The sequence below is a fragment of the Mesorhizobium sp. CA16 genome (genome assembly GCF_020165175.1).
GTDB lineage: Bacteria > Pseudomonadota > Alphaproteobacteria > Rhizobiales > Rhizobiaceae > Mesorhizobium.
Map to the genome: position 1 here is coordinate 114,054 of NZ_JAIUHP010000015.1, position 17,640 is coordinate 131,693.

General features: G+C 62.4%; 18 protein-coding genes. 16 read left to right on the forward strand and 2 right to left on the reverse strand.

Translation table 11 applies throughout. From position 1 onward, the window contains the following. Positions 1-150: 150 nt before the first annotated feature. Genes LB525_RS20775 through atzF form a run of 8 tightly spaced genes read left to right on the forward strand, consistent with a single transcriptional unit; the run spans position 151 to position 8,455 of the window. The gene (locus LB525_RS20775) at positions 151-1,278 is read left to right on the forward strand and encodes a BMP family ABC transporter substrate-binding protein (protein ID WP_224546498.1); all 1,128 of its coding nucleotides are present in this window, start codon (positions 151-153) and stop codon (positions 1,276-1,278) included. Between the two features lie 21 nt (positions 1,279-1,299). Further along, on the forward strand, positions 1,300-2,424 hold the full coding sequence (locus tag LB525_RS20780) for an ABC transporter permease (protein ID WP_224546500.1): 1,125 nt from the start codon (positions 1,300-1,302) through the stop codon (positions 2,422-2,424). After that, positions 2,424-3,350, forward strand: coding sequence for an ABC transporter permease (locus tag LB525_RS20785; protein WP_224546503.1), 927 nt, complete (start codon positions 2,424-2,426; stop codon positions 3,348-3,350). Before LB525_RS20780 ends, LB525_RS20785 begins: the two co-directional genes overlap by 1 nt. A 14-nt stretch (positions 3,351-3,364) precedes the next feature. Then, entirely contained in the window at positions 3,365-4,066 is a 702-nt protein-coding gene (locus LB525_RS20790; protein WP_140843641.1) for a cysteine hydrolase family protein, read from the forward strand. Positions 4,067-4,076: 10 nt separating this feature from the next. Continuing rightward, entirely contained in the window at positions 4,077-5,609 is a 1,533-nt protein-coding gene (locus tag LB525_RS20795) for an ABC transporter ATP-binding protein (protein WP_224546513.1), read from the forward strand. Next, on the forward strand, positions 5,609-6,277 hold the full coding sequence (locus LB525_RS20800; RefSeq protein WP_140655605.1) for a cysteine hydrolase family protein: 669 nt from the start codon (positions 5,609-5,611) through the stop codon (positions 6,275-6,277). The genes LB525_RS20795 and LB525_RS20800 overlap by 1 nt, the downstream gene beginning before the upstream one ends. Then, positions 6,270-6,620 carry a cupin domain-containing protein gene (locus LB525_RS20805; protein WP_224546516.1) on the forward strand — a complete coding sequence of 117 codons (351 nt, stop codon included), beginning with the start codon at positions 6,270-6,272 and terminating at the stop codon, positions 6,618-6,620. Before LB525_RS20800 ends, LB525_RS20805 begins: the two co-directional genes overlap by 8 nt. Then, positions 6,617-8,455, forward strand: a complete 1,839-nt coding sequence (gene atzF, locus LB525_RS20810; RefSeq protein ID WP_224546518.1) for an allophanate hydrolase — start codon at positions 6,617-6,619, stop codon at positions 8,453-8,455. Before LB525_RS20805 ends, atzF begins: the two co-directional genes overlap by 4 nt. Before the next feature lie 422 nt (positions 8,456-8,877). On the opposite strand, the gene LB525_RS20815 is transcribed toward atzF, so the two are convergent. After that, the gene (locus LB525_RS20815; RefSeq protein WP_224546519.1) at positions 8,878-9,357 is read right to left on the reverse strand and encodes an Lrp/AsnC family transcriptional regulator; all 480 of its coding nucleotides are present in this window, start codon (positions 9,355-9,357) and stop codon (positions 8,878-8,880) included. Positions 9,358-9,773: 416 nt separating this feature from the next. Between LB525_RS20815 and LB525_RS20820 the strand changes: the two genes are divergently transcribed. From LB525_RS20820 to LB525_RS20855, 8 genes are all read left to right on the forward strand, one after another. After that, positions 9,774-10,568 carry an amino acid ABC transporter ATP-binding protein gene (locus tag LB525_RS20820; protein WP_224546521.1) on the forward strand — a complete coding sequence of 265 codons (795 nt, stop codon included), beginning with the start codon at positions 9,774-9,776 and terminating at the stop codon, positions 10,566-10,568. A gap of 96 nt (positions 10,569-10,664) precedes the next feature. Continuing rightward, positions 10,665-11,423, forward strand: a complete 759-nt coding sequence (locus tag LB525_RS20825) for a transporter substrate-binding domain-containing protein (protein ID WP_411971037.1) — start codon at positions 10,665-10,667, stop codon at positions 11,421-11,423. Between the two features lie 58 nt (positions 11,424-11,481). Beyond that, positions 11,482-12,195, forward strand: coding sequence for an ABC transporter permease (locus tag LB525_RS20830; protein ID WP_224546534.1), 714 nt, complete (start codon positions 11,482-11,484; stop codon positions 12,193-12,195). A 1-nt stretch (position 12,196) separates the two neighbouring features. Next, a complete protein-coding gene (locus LB525_RS20835; RefSeq protein WP_224546536.1) occupies positions 12,197-12,889 on the forward strand; it encodes an ABC transporter permease in 693 nt (230 codons plus the stop codon). Between the two features lie 11 nt (positions 12,890-12,900). Further along, the gene (locus LB525_RS20840; RefSeq protein WP_224546538.1) at positions 12,901-13,254 is read left to right on the forward strand and encodes a cupin domain-containing protein; all 354 of its coding nucleotides are present in this window, start codon (positions 12,901-12,903) and stop codon (positions 13,252-13,254) included. A 29-nt stretch (positions 13,255-13,283) separates the two neighbouring features. Further along, a complete protein-coding gene (locus LB525_RS20845; RefSeq protein WP_224546540.1) occupies positions 13,284-14,615 on the forward strand; it encodes an NAD(P)/FAD-dependent oxidoreductase in 1,332 nt (443 codons plus the stop codon). 507 nt (positions 14,616-15,122) lie between these two features. Next, a complete protein-coding gene (locus LB525_RS20850) occupies positions 15,123-15,605 on the forward strand; it encodes a PAS-domain containing protein (RefSeq protein ID WP_224546542.1) in 483 nt (160 codons plus the stop codon). 48 nt (positions 15,606-15,653) lie between these two features. Continuing rightward, positions 15,654-16,124 (forward strand): YbhB/YbcL family Raf kinase inhibitor-like protein, encoded by a 471-nt coding sequence (locus LB525_RS20855; protein WP_095768074.1) that lies wholly within the window; start codon positions 15,654-15,656, stop codon positions 16,122-16,124. Positions 16,125-16,163: 39 nt separating this feature from the next. On the opposite strand, the gene LB525_RS20860 is transcribed toward LB525_RS20855, so the two are convergent. Then, positions 16,164-17,639: an FAD-dependent oxidoreductase gene (locus LB525_RS20860; protein WP_411971038.1), complete on the reverse strand. Its 1,476-nt coding sequence runs from the start codon at positions 17,637-17,639 to the stop codon at positions 16,164-16,166. Between the last annotated feature and the right edge of the window lies 1 nt (position 17,640).

Consider the following 17,640-nt stretch of genomic DNA (forward strand, 5'->3'; position numbering starts at 1 on the left):
AATTGCCTCCGGCATAGGCATAAGCGCTCGAGCTGGTGGCTGATTTTATTGAATAAATTTCAAGACACAAACTGGCACGGCGGTTGCATGCACTTTCTTGGACGGCATGTTAACCGACCCGGAAAAGGGTCCCAAAGGGGAGCATTCACCATGACCGACAGATTCATGCTTAACCGCCGCCAACTGCTCAAGACCTCCGCCGCGGGAGCCGCGCTCGGCCTCGCCTCGGCATCCTTTCCGATCAGCCGTGCCTTCGCCGCCGCCGCCACTGTCGGCTTCATCTATGTCGGCCTGAAGGACGACTATGGCTACAACCAAGCGCATGCCGAGGGGGCGGCCGCGCTGAAGGGCATCGAAGGCATCTCCGTCGTCGAGGAGGAAAACGTTCCCGAGACGGTCGACGTCCAGAAGACGATGGAATCGATGATCAACCTCGACGGCGCTTCGCTGATCTTCCCAACCTCCTTCGGCTATTTCGATCCGCACATGCTGGCCATGTGCGCGAAATTCCCCGACGTGCAGTTTCGCCATTGCGGCGGCATGTGGGACAAGGCCAAGCACCCGATGAATGCCGGCTCCTATTTCGGCTATATCGGCATGGGCCAGTACCTGAACGGCGTCGTCGCCGGCCACACATCGAAGTCGAAGAAGCTCGGATTCGTCGCCGCCAAGCCCATTCCGCAGGTGCTGCTCAACATCAATTCCTTCCTGCTCGGCGCGCGCTCGGTCGATCCGTCGATCACCTGCCAGGTCATCTTCACCGGCGAATGGTCGCTGGCGGTGAAGGAAGCGGAAGCCACCAACGCGCTGGTCGACCAGGGCGCCGACGTCATCACCTGCCACGTCGACAGCCCGAAAGTGGTGGTCGAGACGGCCGCGGGCCGCGGCGCCTTCGTCTGTGGCTACCACGCCAACCAGAGCCCGCTGGCGCCGGAAAAATACCTCACCGGGGCCGAGTGGAACTGGGCCAAGGTCTACAAGATGTTCGTCGACGATCTCATCGCCGGCACCCCCCTGCCCAATTTCACCCGCGGCGGACTGGCCGACGGCTTCGTCAAGATGAGCCCGCTCGGTCCCGCCGTCGGCGAGCCGGCCCGCAAGCAATTCGACGCCACCCTGGCCGAAATGATGAAGGGCGGCTTCTCCGTCATCAAGGGCCCGCTGAAGAGCAACAAGGGCGCCGTCGTGGCGACGGAGGGCCAGGCCTTCGTCGAGACCGCCATCGAGCTCGAAAGCATGGACTATCTCGTCGAGGGCGTCGTCGGCTCGACCGCCTGAAGCCGAGCGGAGACGGGGACCATGACCGATACGGTCAGCAGTGCGGAGGCGCCGGCCCTGCTCGGCGCCAGGGGATATCCGGCGGCGCTGGAATGGATCGCGCGGCGGGCGGAGGCTTTCGTCATTCCGCTCGCGGCCCTTGTCGTCGGCATGGCGCTGTTCAGCCTGTTCATTGCCCTGGTCGGCAAGTCGCCGGTCCTGCTCTACGAGACCATGTGGCGGGGCGGCTTCGGCTCGTGGTTCTCCATCCAGAATTCGCTGTCGCGGGCCGCACCGCTGCTGCTGGCGGCGCTGTGCGTGGCACTGCCGGCGCGGCTCGGCCTCGTCGTCATCGGCGGCGAGGGCGCCATCGTGCTCGGTGGCGTCAGCGCAGCTGCCATAGGCGTGATGCTGAGCGGCGCGCCTTCCTTCATCGTCATTCTTGCCATGGGCGTGGCGGGCCTGGCCGCCGGCGGCATCTGGATCGGTGCCGTCGGCGCGCTCCGCCACTACCGGGCCGTCAACGAGACCATTTCCAGCCTGCTGATGGCCTACATCGCCATCGCCCTGATGAACCAGCTGGTGGAAGGGCCGCTGCGCGACCCAGCCTCGCTCAACAAGCCCTCGACCCAGCCGCTCGCCGACATCTACCGCATCGGCAACATTCCGGGCATGGAGGTGCATTGGGGGCTTGCCGTCGGCGTCGTCGCCTGCGTGCTCTCCTGGGTGCTGATCGAAAAGACCCGCTGGGGCTTTGCCGCCCGCATTGCCGGCGGCAATGTCAGGGCAGCGCAGGTGCAGGGGCTGGCCGTCGGACCGCTCATCGTCGGCTTTACCGCGCTTGCGGGCGGCTTTGCCGGTCTTGCCGGCATGCTGGAAGTCGCAGCCGTGCAAGGCAGCGCCAATGGCTCGCTCGCCGCCGGCTATGGCTACACCGGCATCCTCGTCGCCTTCCTCGCCCGCCACAACCCGCTGGCCATCATCCCTGTCGCCATCCTGCTTGGCGGCATCGACGCATCCGGCGGGCTGATCCAGCGCCGCATGGACCTGCCCGACGCCACCGTGCTGGTGCTGCAAGGCATGCTGTTCATCGTCATCCTGCTCAGCGAAACCCTGTACGGCCGCTTCAAGGCCTTCGATCCCGATTTGTGGCGGAGGGCCTCGTGATGGATGCGACCGGGATCGGCCTCTGGGGCGTGCCGCTCGCCATCCTCGGCGGCGCGATCCGCGTGTCGACGCCCTTCATCTTCGTTTCGCTGGGCGAAGCCATCACCGAGCGCTCCGGCCGCATCAATCTGGGGCTGGAAGGCACGCTCGTCTTCGGCGCCATGACCGCATATGCGGTCGCGGTCATGACCAGCTCGCCATGGCTCGGCCTGCTGGCCGCCGCGGCCGCCGGCCTTTGCTTCGGCCTGTTCCATGGCTGGATCTGCAAATTCCCGAAAGTCAACGACATCGCCATCGGCATCGCGCTGATGCTGTTCGGCTCGGGGCTCGCCTTCTTCTTCGGCAAGCCGTTCATCAAGCCGAAAGCGCCCAATCTTCCGGCCATTCCCTTCGGCGCCTGGTCCGACATTCCGCAGGTGCAGGCGGCACTCGACGTTAACGTCCTGTTCCTGATCGGTGCGGTGCTTTCGCTGGTCCTGTGGTGGGCCTTCCGCAATACCCGCGCCGGCCTCATCGTGCGCGTCGTCGGCGACAGTTCCGATGCCGCGCGCGCCATGGGCCTCAACCCGAACACAGTGCGCCTCATCGCCACCGGCGTCGGCGGCGCGCTGGCCGGCATCGGCGGCGCCTATCTATCGCTCTACTATCCCGGCAGCTGGACCGAGCGCATCTCGTCCGGTCAGGGGCTGATGGCGGTGGCGCTGGTCATCTTCGCGCGCTGGAATCCGATCGGCTGCTTTGCCGCCGCGCTTCTGTTCGGCGGCGCCGGAGCGCTCGGACCGGCGCTGCAGTCGGTCGGCGTCACGCAAGGCTACTATTTGTTCTACGCCGCCCCCTACATCCTCACCCTCATCATCATGATCGCCACCTCGTCGCCGACACGCTCGCTGGCGGGTGCGCCGGGCGAATTGTCGATCACCAAATAGCTAGAGTTTTTGCCATGAACGCCAGAGCCGAAATCACCCAGCGCTATATCGACGCCGACCCGTATCCATGGCCCTATAATGGCGAGCTTCGCCCCGACAATACGGCGTTGATCGTCATCGACATGCAGACCGATTTCTGCGGGCCGGGCGGCTATGTCGATCATATGGGATACGACCTGTCGCTGGTTCGCGCGCCGATCGAGCCGATCAAGTCCGTGCTGTCGGCCATGCGCGCGAAAGGCTACACCATTATCCACACCCGCGAGGGCCACCGGCCCGACCTCGCCGACCTGCCCGCCAACAAGCGTTGGCGCTCGCGCCGCATCAATGCCGGCATTGGCGACCCCGGCCCCTGCGGGCGCATCCTGGTGCGCGGCGAGCCGGGTTGGGACATTATCCCCGACCTCTACCCGATCGACGGCGAGCCGATCATCGACAAGCCCGGCAAGGGCTCGTTCTGCGCCACCGACCTGGAGCTGATCCTCAACCAGCGCGGCATCAAAAACATCGTGCTCACCGGCATCACCACCGATGTCTGCGTGCACACCACCATGCGCGAGGCCAACGACCGCGGCTTCGAATGCGTGATGCTGGAGGACTGCTGCGGCGCGACCGACTACGGCAATCATCTTGCCGCGATCAAGATGATCAAGATGCAGGGCGGCGTCTTCGGCGCGGTGTCGAGCTCGGCGTCCTTCGTCGCCCAGCTGCCGTAAGGAAACCAGGATGAGCGCGATCACCGGCAACAAGGCCGTCGGCGTCGAGACGATCGGCATGACCATGCGTTTCGGCGCCTTCACGGCGTTGGGCGACGTCTCCATCAAGGTGCCGGCCGGATCTTTCCACGCGCTGCTTGGCGAAAACGGCGCCGGCAAGTCGACGCTGGTCAAATGCATGATGGGTTTTTATCACCCGACCGCCGGCGACATCCTCGTCGACGGCCGCGAGGTGGCGATCGCCAGCCCCAGGGACGCCTCGGCGCTCGGCCTCGGCATGGTCTACCAGCATTTCACGCTTGTCCCCTCGCTCACCGGCGCCGAGAATCTGGTCATTTCGCGTGAGAAGGTTCCCGGCGTGATCGACTGGCGCAAGGAGCACGGCGAGCTTGCCGCGTTCATGGATCGAATGCCGTTCAAGCTGCCGCTCGACGTCAAGGTGGCCGAGCTCGCTGCCGGCGAGAAGCAGAAGCTGGAGATCATCAAGCAGCTTTATCTCGGCCGCTCCTTCCTCGTGCTGGACGAGCCGACCTCCGTGCTCACTCCCGGCGAGGCGCAGGAAGTGCTTGGCCTGGTGCGCGCCATGACCAGGGCTGGCGATCTGACCGTGCTGATGATCTCGCACAAATTCCACGAGGTGACGGCATTCGCCGACGACGTCAGCGTGCTGCGCAAGGGCAGGCTGACCGGCACTGGCCGCGTCGTCGACCTCGACCGCAAGGCCATGGCGGCGATGATGATCGGCGACCAGCCGATCGCGGTCCTCGACAGCCGCGCCGAGCCCAGGCCGGACGCCGAGATCGTGCTCGAGGTCAAGGCGCTGAAGGCGCCGGACCGCACCGGGTTGAAGTCGATCCGGATCGAGGATCTCGGCGTGCGTGCCGGCGAGATTGTCGGCATCGCCGGCATTTCCGGCAACGGCCAGAAGGAATTGCTCGAAGTGCTGGCCGGGCAGCGCCCCCGCGATGCCGGCGAGGTCATGGTGCGCGGCACCGCCTATGCGGCAACGCGGGCCGAGGCGCGCGCTCTCAATGTGCGGCTCATTCCCGAGGAGCCGCTGAAGAATGCCTGCGCGCCGAAAATGACGGTGGCCGAAAACATTTCTTTCCGCACCTTCGATATCGACGCCAACGGCAAACCGGTGAGCTGGATCAGTGCCGGCGCCATCAGGGCATTCAGCGCCAGGCTGGTCGAGCAGTTCAAGGTCAAGACCGCATCGCTTGCCTCGCCGATCGCCTCGCTGTCGGGCGGCAATGTGCAGCGCGCCGTGCTTGCCCGCGAGCTCACCGGCAAGGTCGACCTTCTGATCGTCTCCAACCCGTGCTTCGGCCTCGACTTCTCGGCCGTGGCCGAAATCCGCGCCCGCATCATGAAGGCGCGCAATGCCGGTGCCGCCGTGCTTCTGATGTCGGAGGATCTTGACGAACTGCTCGAGCTCTCGGATCGCATCTTCGTCATGTCGGACGGTGCGCTGGTCTACGAGACGCCGATTGCGCAGGCCAGTGTCCAGACTATCGGCGAGCACATGGCGGGACATCACTAATGGCGGAAATCGCAGCGCAGCCATTTCCGTTCGCCTTCAAGCCGCGGACCATGGCGCTGGTCGTCATCGACATGCAACGCGACTTCGCCGAGCCCGGCGGCTTCGGCGCCAGCCTCGGCAACGACGTCAGCCGGGTGACCGCGATCGTGCCGACGGTGAAGCGGTTGATCGACGGCTTTCGCGCCGCCGGCCTTCCGGTGATCCACACGATGGAGTGCCACCGGCCCGACCTTTCCGACCTGCCGCCGGCCAAGCGCAATCGCGGCAATCCGTCGGTTCGTATCGGCGATGCCGGGCCGATGGGCCGCGTGCTGATCGCCGGCGAGCCGGGCACCGCGATCCTCGACGAGCTTGCGCCGCTGCCCGGCGAGATCGTCATCGAGAAGCCGGGCAAGGGCGCCTTCTATGCGACCTCCTTCGGCGATGACCTGAAAAGGCTCGGCGCCGAGCAGCTCGTCTTTGCCGGCGTCACCACCGAAGTCTGCGTGCAGACGACGATGCGCGAGGCCAATGATCGCGGCTATGAGTGCCTGCTCGCCGAGGACGCCACGGAAAGTTATTTTCCCGAGTTCAAGGCGGCGGCGATCGCCATGATCAGGGCGCAGGGGGCCATCGTCGGCTGGACGGCGACGACCGACCAGGTGCTCGAGGGAATTGCCAATGCCTAATCTTGCCTTTGCCGGCCTGCTCGACGGCGGCTGGCGCGATCTGGCGTTTGAGCCTTTCCGCGACGGCATCGGCGTGCACTGGTTGCTGAAAGGCGGGCCGGTCGAGCCGTCCGTCGCGATCCTGAAATACCGGCCCGGCGCTGGCGTGCCGCGCCACCGCCATGCCGGCCTGGAGACCATCGTCGTGCTGGAAGGCACCCAGAGCGACGAGAACGGCGACTATCCTGCCGGCAGCGTGATCCTCAATCCGGTCGGAACCGAGCATTCGGTGTGGACGAAGGACGGCTGTGTCGTGCTGATCCAATGGGACCTGCCGGTGATCATTCTGGGGGAGACGAAATGAGCGATGTCCACTTCGACATAGCGAGCCTGCGCGCCGCCTATCGTGGAGGTGTCGGCGTTGGCGATGTGATCGCGGCGATTTATGCCCGCATCGAGGCTGCCGACGATCCGGGCATCTTCATCCATCTCGCCGCCAGGGCGGATCTGCTTGCGGCGGCCGAAGCGCTCGGCCCGTTCGACCCGGTGGCAAAACCGCTGTGGGGCATTCCCTTCGCCGTCAAGGACAACATCGACGTCGCCGGCATGCCGACGACGGCGGCTTGCGCGCAATACACCTACTGGCCCGACAAGGACGCCGCCGTGGTGGCACGGCTCAAGGCGGCCGGCGCGCTGGTCGTGGGCAAGACCAATCTCGACCAGTTCGCCACCGGCCTCGTTGGTGTGCGCACGCCTTGGCCGATCCCGCGCAACGCCATCGACGCGGAGCTGGTGCCGGGCGGCTCCTCCTCGGGCTCGGCGGTGGCGACGGCGCGCGGCATCGTCTCCTTCGCGCTTGGCACCGACACCGCCGGCTCCGGCCGCATCCCGGCCGGCCTCAACAACATCGTCGGGCTGAAGCCGACCGTCGGCGCGTTGTCGACGGGCGGCGTCGTTCCGGCCTGCCGCACGCTCGACTGCGTGTCGGTGTTCGCGCTGACCGTCGACGACGTCTATGCAGTGTTCTGCGTCGCGGCAGCGCGCGATGCGGCCGATCCTTATTCGCGCGACATCGCCGTCCGGCCGCTCGCCGCTCGCCCGCCTGTGCCGAGCGTCGGCATCCCGGCAAGAGCCGACTGGAAATTCTTCGGCGATGCGGCGATGCAGGCCGGCTTCGAGGCCTCGCTCGCCATGCTGTCGCGGCTCGGCTGCCGGCTGGTCGAAATCCCGTTCGGCGACTTCTACGCCACCGCCAACCTCCTCTATGAGGGCGCCTGGGTGGCCGAGCGCTATGCCGCGATCCGCGATTTCATGGAAGCCAACGAAGCCGCCATGCATCCGGTGACGAGCAGGATCATCGGCGGCGCCAGGAAGCTGTCGGCGGCGGACGCCTTCCGCGGCCTTTATGCCTTGCAGGCCTACCGGGCCAAGCTCGCCCCGCTCATCGCCTCGGTCGACCTGTTCTGTGTGCCGACCGCGCCGACGCATTACACCACCGCCGCCGTGCTCGCCGATCCGGTCGAGACCAACAGCCGGCTCGGCACCTACACAAATTTCGTCAACCTGCTCGACATGTGCGGCATCGCCGTGCCGACCGGCACGCGCGACGACGGCCTGCCGATGAGCGTGACACTGCTTGCGGCCGCCGGACTGGACGGCTTTGTGGCGTCCATCGCGCGCGATCTCCATGCCGCGAGCGGTCTCACCCTCGGCGCGACCGGCTGGCGCCAGCCGAGCGTGCAGCCTGTCGGCGCGTCGGCCGAAGACGGCACGATCGAATTGGTGGTGGTCGGCGCTCACCTCTCGGGAATGCCGCTCAATGGCCAGCTCAAGCAGGCCGGCGCCCGGTTCTGCCGGGCGATGAGGACGGCTTCTTCATACAAGCTTTACCAGCTCGCCGGCCAAGCCACGCCCAAGCCCGGACTGGTCCGTGTGGAGAGCGGCGGCACTGCGATCGATGTCGAAGTCTGGCGGCTGCCTGCCGAGGCCTTCGGCCACTTCGTGGCCGCCATCCCGCCGCCGCTGGGCATTGGCAACATAGAGCTTGACGACGGCAGCAGCGCCAAAGGCTTCCTGGTGGAATCCGTGGGCTTGCTGGGCGCTTCCGACATCTCGTCATTCGGCGGCTGGCGCCGCTTTCTGTCTGGATCGCGTTCCCATTTGAACGCGTTGTCAACGGCCTCTGCGAAGCAAGAGTAGCAGGCGGCACCGACCGAGGCAGTTTGAACTTCTGATATCCTTCGTTGCGAAGTCGGCAATGCGCCATTCCGCTTGCGGCCCACTCACGACGTTGGCCATGCTGTCACTAAGCGTCTGCAATTGGGCAGCCGCGACGCACATCGGAGTTATATGGCGCCCTTCGCCGGGGGCTGTCGGTCCCGCATCCCGCCTTACGGCGGCGCTATGCGGCGCGAAAAATCATAGCTAGAGATCTCAGGTCGCTTCGGCCCGACGAAGCAGAACCTGCGCCGCTGGAAACCAATACGCTTATAAAGCCCGCTTCCCAGATGTGCGACCAACGCGCTCCGCCGGGAAATGCATGCAGGTGTCTCCTAGCTTATCGGATTCGCATGATAATGCTCATCCTCGATGTTCCGCCAGCAGGCATCCGAGGGACGACGTCACTTATGAAAATCGTCGAAATTGATGGGTATAGAGAAGCCGACCTTCACACGATCCATGATGACCATCGTCTTGAATCCCTTGATGTCCGGATTCTCGTAAAAGAACTTCCGCGTGAAGGCCTCATAGTCTTCCATGCTTCGGGAGGTCACAATGAGGACGAAATCCGATTCCCCTGTTACATAGTATCCGTTCATCACTTCCGGCGTCTGGCGGATTGATTGCTTAAAACGGTCGACAATGTCAGCCCGTTCGCGCTCCAGCGAGACCAGCACCAGCATCGCAACAGGCCGGCCAACCATTTTAGGTTTCACGATCGAGACGTCTGCCTCGATTACACCTCCGTCACGAAGCCGCTTGAGACGACGCTGGACGGCAGTTGCCGAGAGTCCCACCATCTGGCCAAGCTCTTCTGTGCTGGAGCGGTTGTGGGTTTGCAAAATGTCGAGCAAGCGGGAATCCAGCCGATCGAGTTTCATGGGTCTCCGCATATTTTCCTCTCTTGGGCCTAAACTAAGCAGAAATACTGCGAAATTTTATCCGAATAAGCGGAAAATTCCCGCCGCATGTACATAGCCTTAACTCATGAACGCAGCCGTTAAGAGGGGAAGGCGAATCACTGCAACGAAAGCGCAGGCAGCACTCGGCCAATTCGAAGTCCCGGGCCTGGGCTCGCAACGATCGACCTGTCCTGAAGGTCGCGGCCCGGATCTCGCCGATGGCGCATGATCGCGATTTAATTTGCCTGCGCCCTGCCGCATGGGGGCATCTACGGTTTGCGCCGCCTCCGAAATTGACGAGATTGTCTCGATCTCCAAGGCAGCCGTAAACGAAGTCGCGCAACCGATCGAAGGCTAAGGCGCAGAGCAACGGGGGAGTGGTGGAAACGACAAGTATGCAAGACGCCTCCACGATTTCGCCTGTTCTGAAAGTTCACGACCTTCGCAAAGCCTTCGGCGCGACCAGCGTTCTCAACGGGCTGAGCTTCCAGATGGGACAAGGCGAGGTCATCTCCCTCGTCGGTTCTTCCGGCTCAGGAAAGAGCACGGCGCTGCGATGCATTAATTTCCTGGAGACCCCGAGCTCGGGCGAAATCGAGGTGATGGGCGACGCGATTTCGGCCGTCCAGAACGAACGCTACGAAACGGAAATCGTCAATGCGGTCAATATCAGGGTTTTTCGCCGCCGCATCGGCATGGTGTTTCAGAGCTTCAATCTGTGGCCCCATCGGACCGTGCTCGGGAATGTGACCGAAGCACTGATTTACGTGATGCAGCAGGACAAGCGGGAAGCGGAAGAAGCAGCGCTTTACGCGCTCTCGAAGGTGGGCATGGCCGACTTTAGGCACCGATATCCAAGCCAGCTTTCGGGCGGCCAGCAGCAGCGCGTGGCAATCGCGCGCGTCCTGGCGATGCGGCCTAAACTGATGCTTTTTGATGAGCCAACCTCCGCGCTCGATCCCGAACTGGTCGGCGAGGTCTTGAAGGTCATCAGAACGCTTGCCGGCGAGGGGGCGACCATTCTTCTCGTCACGCATGAAATGAGGTTCGCAAGGGAGGTGTCGAACCGAATGATATTCCTGCACAAAGGTACCGTTGAGCAGGATGCCGTGCCGGAAGAACTGTTTTGCAGCCCCGCATCAGAGGCGGTGAAGCGGTTCCTCTCCAGCGTTACTTTAACCGCCGCCTGATGGCGGCCATCAACCAAAAACAAAAGGGGAAATTACATGCTAGCAAAGAACACATATCGTCTTGTCTGCGCGTCCGGCGTCGTCCTGATCGCTGCAATGAGCACTGCATGGGCAGAGGACGGCGTCTTGCGCGTAGGCACCGAAGGCGACGCGCCGCAGTTCAGCATGGCCGACGCCAACGGCAACGTCACTGGCTTCGACGCCGATATCGCCAACGGCATCTGCGCCGAACTCAAGGTCAAGTGCAAATTCGTGGTTCAGACGTTCAGTTCCCTGGTTCCATCAATGGACAGTGATCGCTTCGATGTCATCATCTCGGGTCTCGGCATCACGAACGAGAGAAAGAAGAAGATCGACTACTCCATCCCTTACGCTACCACTCCCCAGTATTTCGTGGTTCCAAAGGATTCCGCGTTGACTGGGCTGAAAAGCCTTGCGGAAATTGAGAAGGCTTTGGCCGGCAAGACCATAGGCGTCGTGAATGGCACCACATACGCGCAGTTCATCAAGAAACATATTCCAACCGCGGACCTGAAGACCTACGACGCCACGACGCAGCAGAATTCCGATCTTGGGGCAGGCCGGCTCGACGCTGCCTTCGGCGATTCCCCGACCTGGGTCGACTTCCTCAGCACTCCGGAAGGCGCCAACTTTGCCCGCATCGACGTCAAGGTCACCGGCGCGGACGATCACGACACGCTGGGTTATGGCATGGGCGTCGGCCTGCGCAAGGGCAATACCGAGCTGAAGGCCAAGCTGGACCGCGCGCTCTGTGACATGATCAACAGCGGGAAGGTAAAGGCGGCGTCGGAAAACTGGTTCAAGGACGACTACACCATCGCCTGCAACAAGTAGTCCCGATGGGCAACAGATCGTCGCGGCAATGCCGCGGCGGTCTGATGGAATGTTTTTCATGGTGCACGATATCTGGGTGCTGATGATCGATAAGGGTTGGCTGCTTGCGCTGCTCCGCGGCGCTGGCATCACGCTTCTGATCGGTTTTCTTGGCGTGGTCATAGGGTTGGCGGCGGCAATACCGCTCGCCATCCTTCGCTGGCGTCGGGTCCCGGTGCTGTCGCAGCTTGTTGATGCCTACAGCATCGTCATTCGCGGCGTTCCAGGACTGCTTGTCATCTATCTGCTGTTTTTCGGGTCCGTCGACTGGGTGCAGAAAATTGCCTCGGCCTTCGGCTATGCGAATAGCGCCGAGAACGCCTATCCTTTCATCGTCGGCATTTTAGCAATCGCCGCGATCTCCTGCGCGTATTCGATCGAAGTCATACGAGGCGCACTGCAGTCGGTCCCTGTTGGCGTGCTTGAGGCGGCTCGATCGCTTTCGTTGTCGCCACGCGTGACCTTTTTCCACGTGACCCTACCACTCGCCCTCCGGTTGGCGCTGGGTGGCATCAACAACGTATGGCAAATGACGATCAAGGATACGTCGCTCGTTTCCGTCGTAGGCATGCAGGAGCTGATGCGCGGGGCCGCGGTCGCCGCGGGGATTACGCGCTCGCCGCTCTTGTTCTATTGCCTGGCGGCCGCGATGTTTTTCGTCATGACCGCAGTGAGCCAGGTTCTGTTTAACCGCGCCGAAAGACATTTCGACCGCGGCTTCAGTAGAGGTTAGGATGGACTTCAGCATCGTCGCATATGCGGTCCCATTTCTCCTCGTTGGCGCTAAGACGACCCTGCTGATTGCAGCTTTCGGCGTCGGTCTTGGGTTGCCGTTCGGCATCGTGCTGGCAACAGCCCGCACATCCCAGGTCAGCACGATTCGCAAATGCGCCGACTTCTACTGTGCGGTCTTCAGAGGCACGCCGATGCTGGTCCAGATCTTTGTGATTTATTACGGCCTCGCCCAGATAGGTTTCATACGCCACAATCCGGTTTTGTGGTGGCTGATCGGCGACAGTCTGCATGCCGCCATCCTTGCTGTCATTCTCAACACGGGTGCCTATACCGCGGAGATATTCCGGACTGCCCTTTTCTCGCTGCCGCGCGGGCTGATCGAGGCGGCGGAGGCGTGCGGCATGTCACCTTGGGTGGTCTTCCACCGTATCAAATTTCCTTTGGCGCTGCGTCAGGCCCTACCTTCCTACAGCACCGAGGTCGCCGTGATCGTCAAGGAATCGAGCCTTGCCTCCACGATAACGGTGCTCGAAATTACCGGCTTTGCCAAACGGCTGATGAGCGAGACTTTCGCCATCATGGAAATCTTCGTCATCACCGCTGTCTTCTATCTTGTCATCAACGTCGTCTGTCTGACTGCTCTGAACGCCATCGAAAGGCGACTGTCTTTCGCGCGGCATTCCGCACGCTGAAAGGGTGCCTCATGTCCAAGCTTACATTTATCGATCAGAACAATCTTCCCGAACCCAGAAGGGGGGAACCGCTGGCTGAACGGCGCGTGGAAGGCGATCCCCGTTTTCTGACCTGGGATATCGCGCACACCGACGACGGACAGGTGCAGGCTGGCGTCTGGGAGGTCACGCCAGGAGCCTATCGATCCGTCAAGGGCGGGACCTTTGAGTTTTGCTACATCCTTTCGGGAGTCTCGGAACTCGTCGAGGATGGGTTCGAGCCGCGCCGAATTGCAGCAGGCGATGCGTTCGTCATGCACCCAGGATTCACCGGGGTCTGGCGAGTGATCGAGACCACCCGGAAGCTCTGGGTCTCCCGCGATTGAGCGCGTTGATTGAACCAAAGATGCACGACATGGATAGCATCTCCCCGCGCCCCTTTAAGTCCATGCCGTATTGGTGGGACGACTGCGCTTTTTCTGCTTTGCCGGTGAGGCCGGTAAGCCCTCGATGCGACGTCGCCATCGTTGGCGGCGGCTATGCGGGCCTGTCCGCAGCCATCGAGCTTGCGAGGGCTGGGCGCAGCGTTCAGCTTTTCGACCGGATGCCGATAGGGCAAGCCGCATCCAGCAGGAACGGCGGCATGGCGAGCGGCAGCATCAGGCCGGGCCGTAATCAGTTGATCAGGAGGTTTGGAGAAGCTCGCGCCAACGGCATCTTGATGGAGGGAAAGGCTGCCCGGGAGGATCTTTGGAGTTTCCTTCAAGAGGAGGAGGTGGACTGTGACTTTTTCCTGTCTGGCCTTTTCGATGGAGCGATAAATCAACACGAATGTGACGAACTGAGCCGGTACGCCGAGTTATTGCAACGTTTTTTGGGGATTGAGGCGTTTTCAGTCCCCCGCGCAGACGTATCGCGTTACATCGGAACGGACTTCTATGCGGGTGGCTTCGTGCGCATGGATATTGGTGGGCTTCACCCCGCCAAGCTGCTTTCCGGCATACTGCGAGTCACACAGATGACAGATGCGGTCATTCATGAGAACACTGCGGTTGTGGCGACGAATGCGGAGGTGGGTGGCGTGCGTGTCGTCACATCGCGCGGCGAAGTGTTTGCGAAAAAGGTTCTGGTATGCACCAACGCCTACACGGATGGCTTCGATCCCTGGCTTCGCCGTCGTCTCGTGCCGGTGCGTAGTCGCATCGTCGCCACTGAGCCTCTAAATGATGGCGTGATGGATCGCCTGATGCCTAAGCGCATGATGTATGGCGACACGAGGCATCTCAGCTACTACTACCGTCCGTCGCCAGACGGCTCGCGCATTCTCTTTGGCGGGCGCGATGGCACCACGGACGGGGACCCACTTGCCCCCACCACACACCTGCGCTCCGAGCTTGGCCGCATATTCCCCGAACTGGCGGGTATTGGTCTTACGCATAGCTGGTTCGGTCAAGTTGCGATGAACCGTGACATGATTCCACGGATATTCACGTCGGGGGACACAGTCTACGCCACTGGCTTCTGCGGCTCTGGCGTGGTTTGGGCGCGCTGGCTCGGCAAGAAGGCAGCCTTCAAACTTCTTGGCGAGAGGGAGAATGCCCAATCGGCCTTCGACTTCGATCCGGGGCCGAAGGCAGTGCCCTTCTACCGAGGCAGGCCTTGGTTCATCCCGATCGTCTATTCACTCTACGAGTGGAAGGACAAACGCGCCATGTTCCGACGGAATCGAAAGCAAGGGCGGACATGACCTTTGATCCCGCTGCGATCGCAAGAGCGGAGGGATTTTCGCCAAGGTCCGATTTCGACACAAGCCGGTTTTTTTTCAGACTAACATTGAACGCCCGAAGACGAGGCATTCGTTTCCAGCCACTCCCATGACACGATCTGAATCAGATCGGGCTTGCTCGCGGAACGGCAGCTTCTACAAAGAAGCGGCCCGATAGCCGGCTAGGCCGCTTCCGGCACCGTTCCAGCTATTGACGTCGAAAAACACACACAAGGTGCTGGCTGCGACGGTTCGACTTTCCATACTCTCGGCTCAAGCCATTTTTCGCTTTTCCAACAATCAGTAAAAGACTTCTTGCGAGCTGGTCATCACATAGACGCCGTTAGTCGTCGCGGCAGACGCCTGCTGACGATCTGGTGTCTTCGAGACGTTCACGGACAGTTAGTAGGTCTCGATTACCTTGCAGTGATCTTTGTTCGTTCTCGGCCAATGCTATTTAATCAGCAGGCCGAACCGGAGGAATTTAGTTTGGCCGCGAAATCATCCAGGCGCACCGCCAATGCCACGGATCAGGCCGGCCTGGCCACACTGTTGAAACTGGCCCTAGCCTCCTATGAAAACCTGGAGCGCGAGCTTCGAACCACGAACGCGACGCTCGAAGCACAGGCACGGCGCTTCGAGACAGCGATCGACAACATTTCGCAAGGCATCTGTTTTTTCGACGCCGACGAACGGCTGATCCTGTGCAATCGCCGCTACGCGGAAATCTATGGCATCCCGACCGAGAAACTGCATGCAGGCGGGATGCTCAGTGAAATCGTCGAGCTGAGGCTTGCCACCCAAACGTTCAAGGCGGAGCTTGAGCTCATCCGTCCGCTCGATTCCGAGGATGCATTCAGGGCCGTGTCCAAGGTGCTGGCCCATCATGTCGAAGAAGGACAGATGCACAAGGTCTGGGACTCCCTGCCAGGAGAGATCAGACGGGTCGCCGAAGCTCAGCAAGCGGCGTGAACGGCGCCGGCGCGGGTTTCTCGGTCGCAATCTCCTGGGGAAATAGCAATGCCACTCACCCTTATCAGCCCGGCGTTCCCGGCAGGCGGAAAAATTCCCGAAAAGTACGCGCGCGACGGCCAGAACGTCTCGCCGCCGCTGAAGTGGTCCGGTGTTCCTGACGGTACCAAGAGCCTTGTTCTAGTCGTGCAGGATCCCGATGCGCCAAGCGGGACGTTCGGGCACTGGGCGGTCTTCAATATCCCGCCGGATGCCGGCGGACTCGCCGAAGCCGAAGATGGCAAGCCCGGTCCGTCGGCACTCAGGCAAGGCACCAACGATTTCGGCAATGCCAATTACGATGGTCCGCAGCCTCCTGCGGGGCATGGTGTCCACCATTACCACTTTCGGCTGGCCGCGCTCGACGTACCGAGCCTCGGCGTACCGGGACAGGCGGGCGTGCATCAGGTCTGGAAGCAAGCCCAGAAACACGCATTGCAGGAGACGGAGTTGGTCGGAACCTACGAACGGCCAGCATGAGGCCGGCGGCATTGGTCGCCGCCTTCACAGCTGCCGCTTTCACAATGCAATCTGGGCAAGCGGTTTTCGGGCGGGGCCGTGGATGACCGAACCGTCGGCGGCAAAGATCGAGCCGTGGCAGGGACAATCCCAGGTGCGGTCGGCATTGTTCCAGGATACGGTGCAGCCTTTATGGGTGCAGGTCGCCGAAACCGCCCGGAGTGTTCCTTCGGTGTCTCTCCACGCCGCAATCTTTTCGTCTCCCCTGACGATCACGCCACCCATGCCCGGCGCGATATCGTGCGTGCTCGAGACGATCGATTGACTGCGGCCATTCTTGTGGAAGTCCTCGGGATAGGGCCGCGCCGGATCGTAGAGTTTTTGCCATCGGCTTGGGCGGCCGCAGATCAGGTCGGCGATCATCGTGCCCGCGACCGTTCCGTTGGTGATGCCCCAGGCGTTAAAACCAGTGGCAATGTGGAAGCCGGCCGCCTTGGTGGGATCGGGTTCGCCGGCGTATGGGATCCTGTCGGCCGTGTCATAGTCCTCATTGCACCAGCGCCACGCAACGTCACCGACGGGAAGGTTCTTTCTCGCCCATTTTTCCAGTTCGATGAACCGCTTCGCCACGTCGCCATCCCAGCCGGTGTTGAATTTGGGGCCGAGCGCGACCAGCAGTGGACCTTCGGCGTCACGGCCCGTGCGGATGGAGTGCGTCGGATCGTCGATGCCGATGAACATGCCGTCGACAGGGCGGGGATCATCGATCCGAAAGGCCATGGCGGTGTGGCAGCGCGGTTGCGTCCGGTTCGCCATGCCGACGGGACTCTTCACCGTCATGTTGGTGGCCACGATGACGTCCCCGGCATCAACGGCGCCGCCATCGGTGACGACGCGCCAGCGGCTTGCCTCGTCGATCGAGGTGGCGCGGCTGTTTTCGAAGATACGACCACCATGGGCTGTCACCGCTGCCGCCAAGCCAATCAGATACATCGTTGGATTGAACTGCGCCTGGTCGGGAAACCGTAATGCTGCGGCCGTTTCGAAAGGCAGCGGCGCGCGATCGAGGAGATCGGCCTCCAGCCCGACCTGGCGCGCGGCCTCCGCCTCGGCCACGACCTCCGCGCGCCGGCTTTCACTGCACGTGTAGGTATAGGCGTCCTTGCTCTCGAGATCGCAGGCGATGTCGTGGTTGTTGACCCAATCGCGGATTTGTTGCGCGCCAGCGGAATTCGCGTCGGCGTAATCCTGGGCCAACTCCAGGCCGACAGTGTCGATGAGATGACGATAGATCAGCGCATGCTGCGTGGTGATCTTGGCCGTCGAGCGGCCGGTGACCTGGCCGCCTGTCCGCAGGCCTTCGAGGACGACCACCGATCGGCCCGCCTCGCAAAGGCGAAGCGCCGTCGTCAGGCCGACAATTCCAGCCCCCACGACAACGGCGTCCGCACGGAGCGAACCTTCGAGCCGGGGAAAGTTGGTGGCGGTGGCTGCCGCAACCCAACAGCTTCCCGGTTTTCCTAAGAGAATGGCCATT

Coding starts and splice junctions, on each gene's coding strand:
- LB525_RS20775 (WP_224546498.1), top strand. CDS start 151: ATGACCGACAGATTCATGCTTAACCGCCGCCAACTGCTCAAGACCTCC.
- LB525_RS20780 (WP_224546500.1), top strand. CDS start 1,300: ATGACCGATACGGTCAGCAGTGCGGAGGCGCCGGCCCTGCTCGGCGCC.
- LB525_RS20785 (WP_224546503.1), top strand. CDS start 2,424: ATGGATGCGACCGGGATCGGCCTCTGGGGCGTGCCGCTCGCCATCCTC.
- LB525_RS20790 (WP_140843641.1), top strand. CDS start 3,365: ATGAACGCCAGAGCCGAAATCACCCAGCGCTATATCGACGCCGACCCG.
- LB525_RS20795 (WP_224546513.1), top strand. CDS start 4,077: ATGAGCGCGATCACCGGCAACAAGGCCGTCGGCGTCGAGACGATCGGC.
- LB525_RS20800 (WP_140655605.1), top strand. CDS start 5,609: ATGGCGGAAATCGCAGCGCAGCCATTTCCGTTCGCCTTCAAGCCGCGG.
- LB525_RS20805 (WP_224546516.1), top strand. CDS start 6,270: ATGCCTAATCTTGCCTTTGCCGGCCTGCTCGACGGCGGCTGGCGCGAT.
- atzF (WP_224546518.1), top strand. CDS start 6,617: ATGAGCGATGTCCACTTCGACATAGCGAGCCTGCGCGCCGCCTATCGT.
- LB525_RS20815 (WP_224546519.1), bottom strand. CDS start 9,357: ATGAAACTCGATCGGCTGGATTCCCGCTTGCTCGACATTTTGCAAACC.
- LB525_RS20820 (WP_224546521.1), top strand. CDS start 9,774: ATGCAAGACGCCTCCACGATTTCGCCTGTTCTGAAAGTTCACGACCTT.
- LB525_RS20825 (WP_411971037.1), top strand. CDS start 10,665: ATGAGCACTGCATGGGCAGAGGACGGCGTCTTGCGCGTAGGCACCGAA.
- LB525_RS20830 (WP_224546534.1), top strand. CDS start 11,482: ATGGTGCACGATATCTGGGTGCTGATGATCGATAAGGGTTGGCTGCTT.
- LB525_RS20835 (WP_224546536.1), top strand. CDS start 12,197: ATGGACTTCAGCATCGTCGCATATGCGGTCCCATTTCTCCTCGTTGGC.
- LB525_RS20840 (WP_224546538.1), top strand. CDS start 12,901: ATGTCCAAGCTTACATTTATCGATCAGAACAATCTTCCCGAACCCAGA.
- LB525_RS20845 (WP_224546540.1), top strand. CDS start 13,284: ATGGATAGCATCTCCCCGCGCCCCTTTAAGTCCATGCCGTATTGGTGG.
- LB525_RS20855 (WP_095768074.1), top strand. CDS start 15,654: ATGCCACTCACCCTTATCAGCCCGGCGTTCCCGGCAGGCGGAAAAATT.
- LB525_RS20860 (WP_411971038.1), bottom strand. CDS start 17,639: ATGGCCATTCTCTTAGGAAAACCGGGAAGCTGTTGGGTTGCGGCAGCC.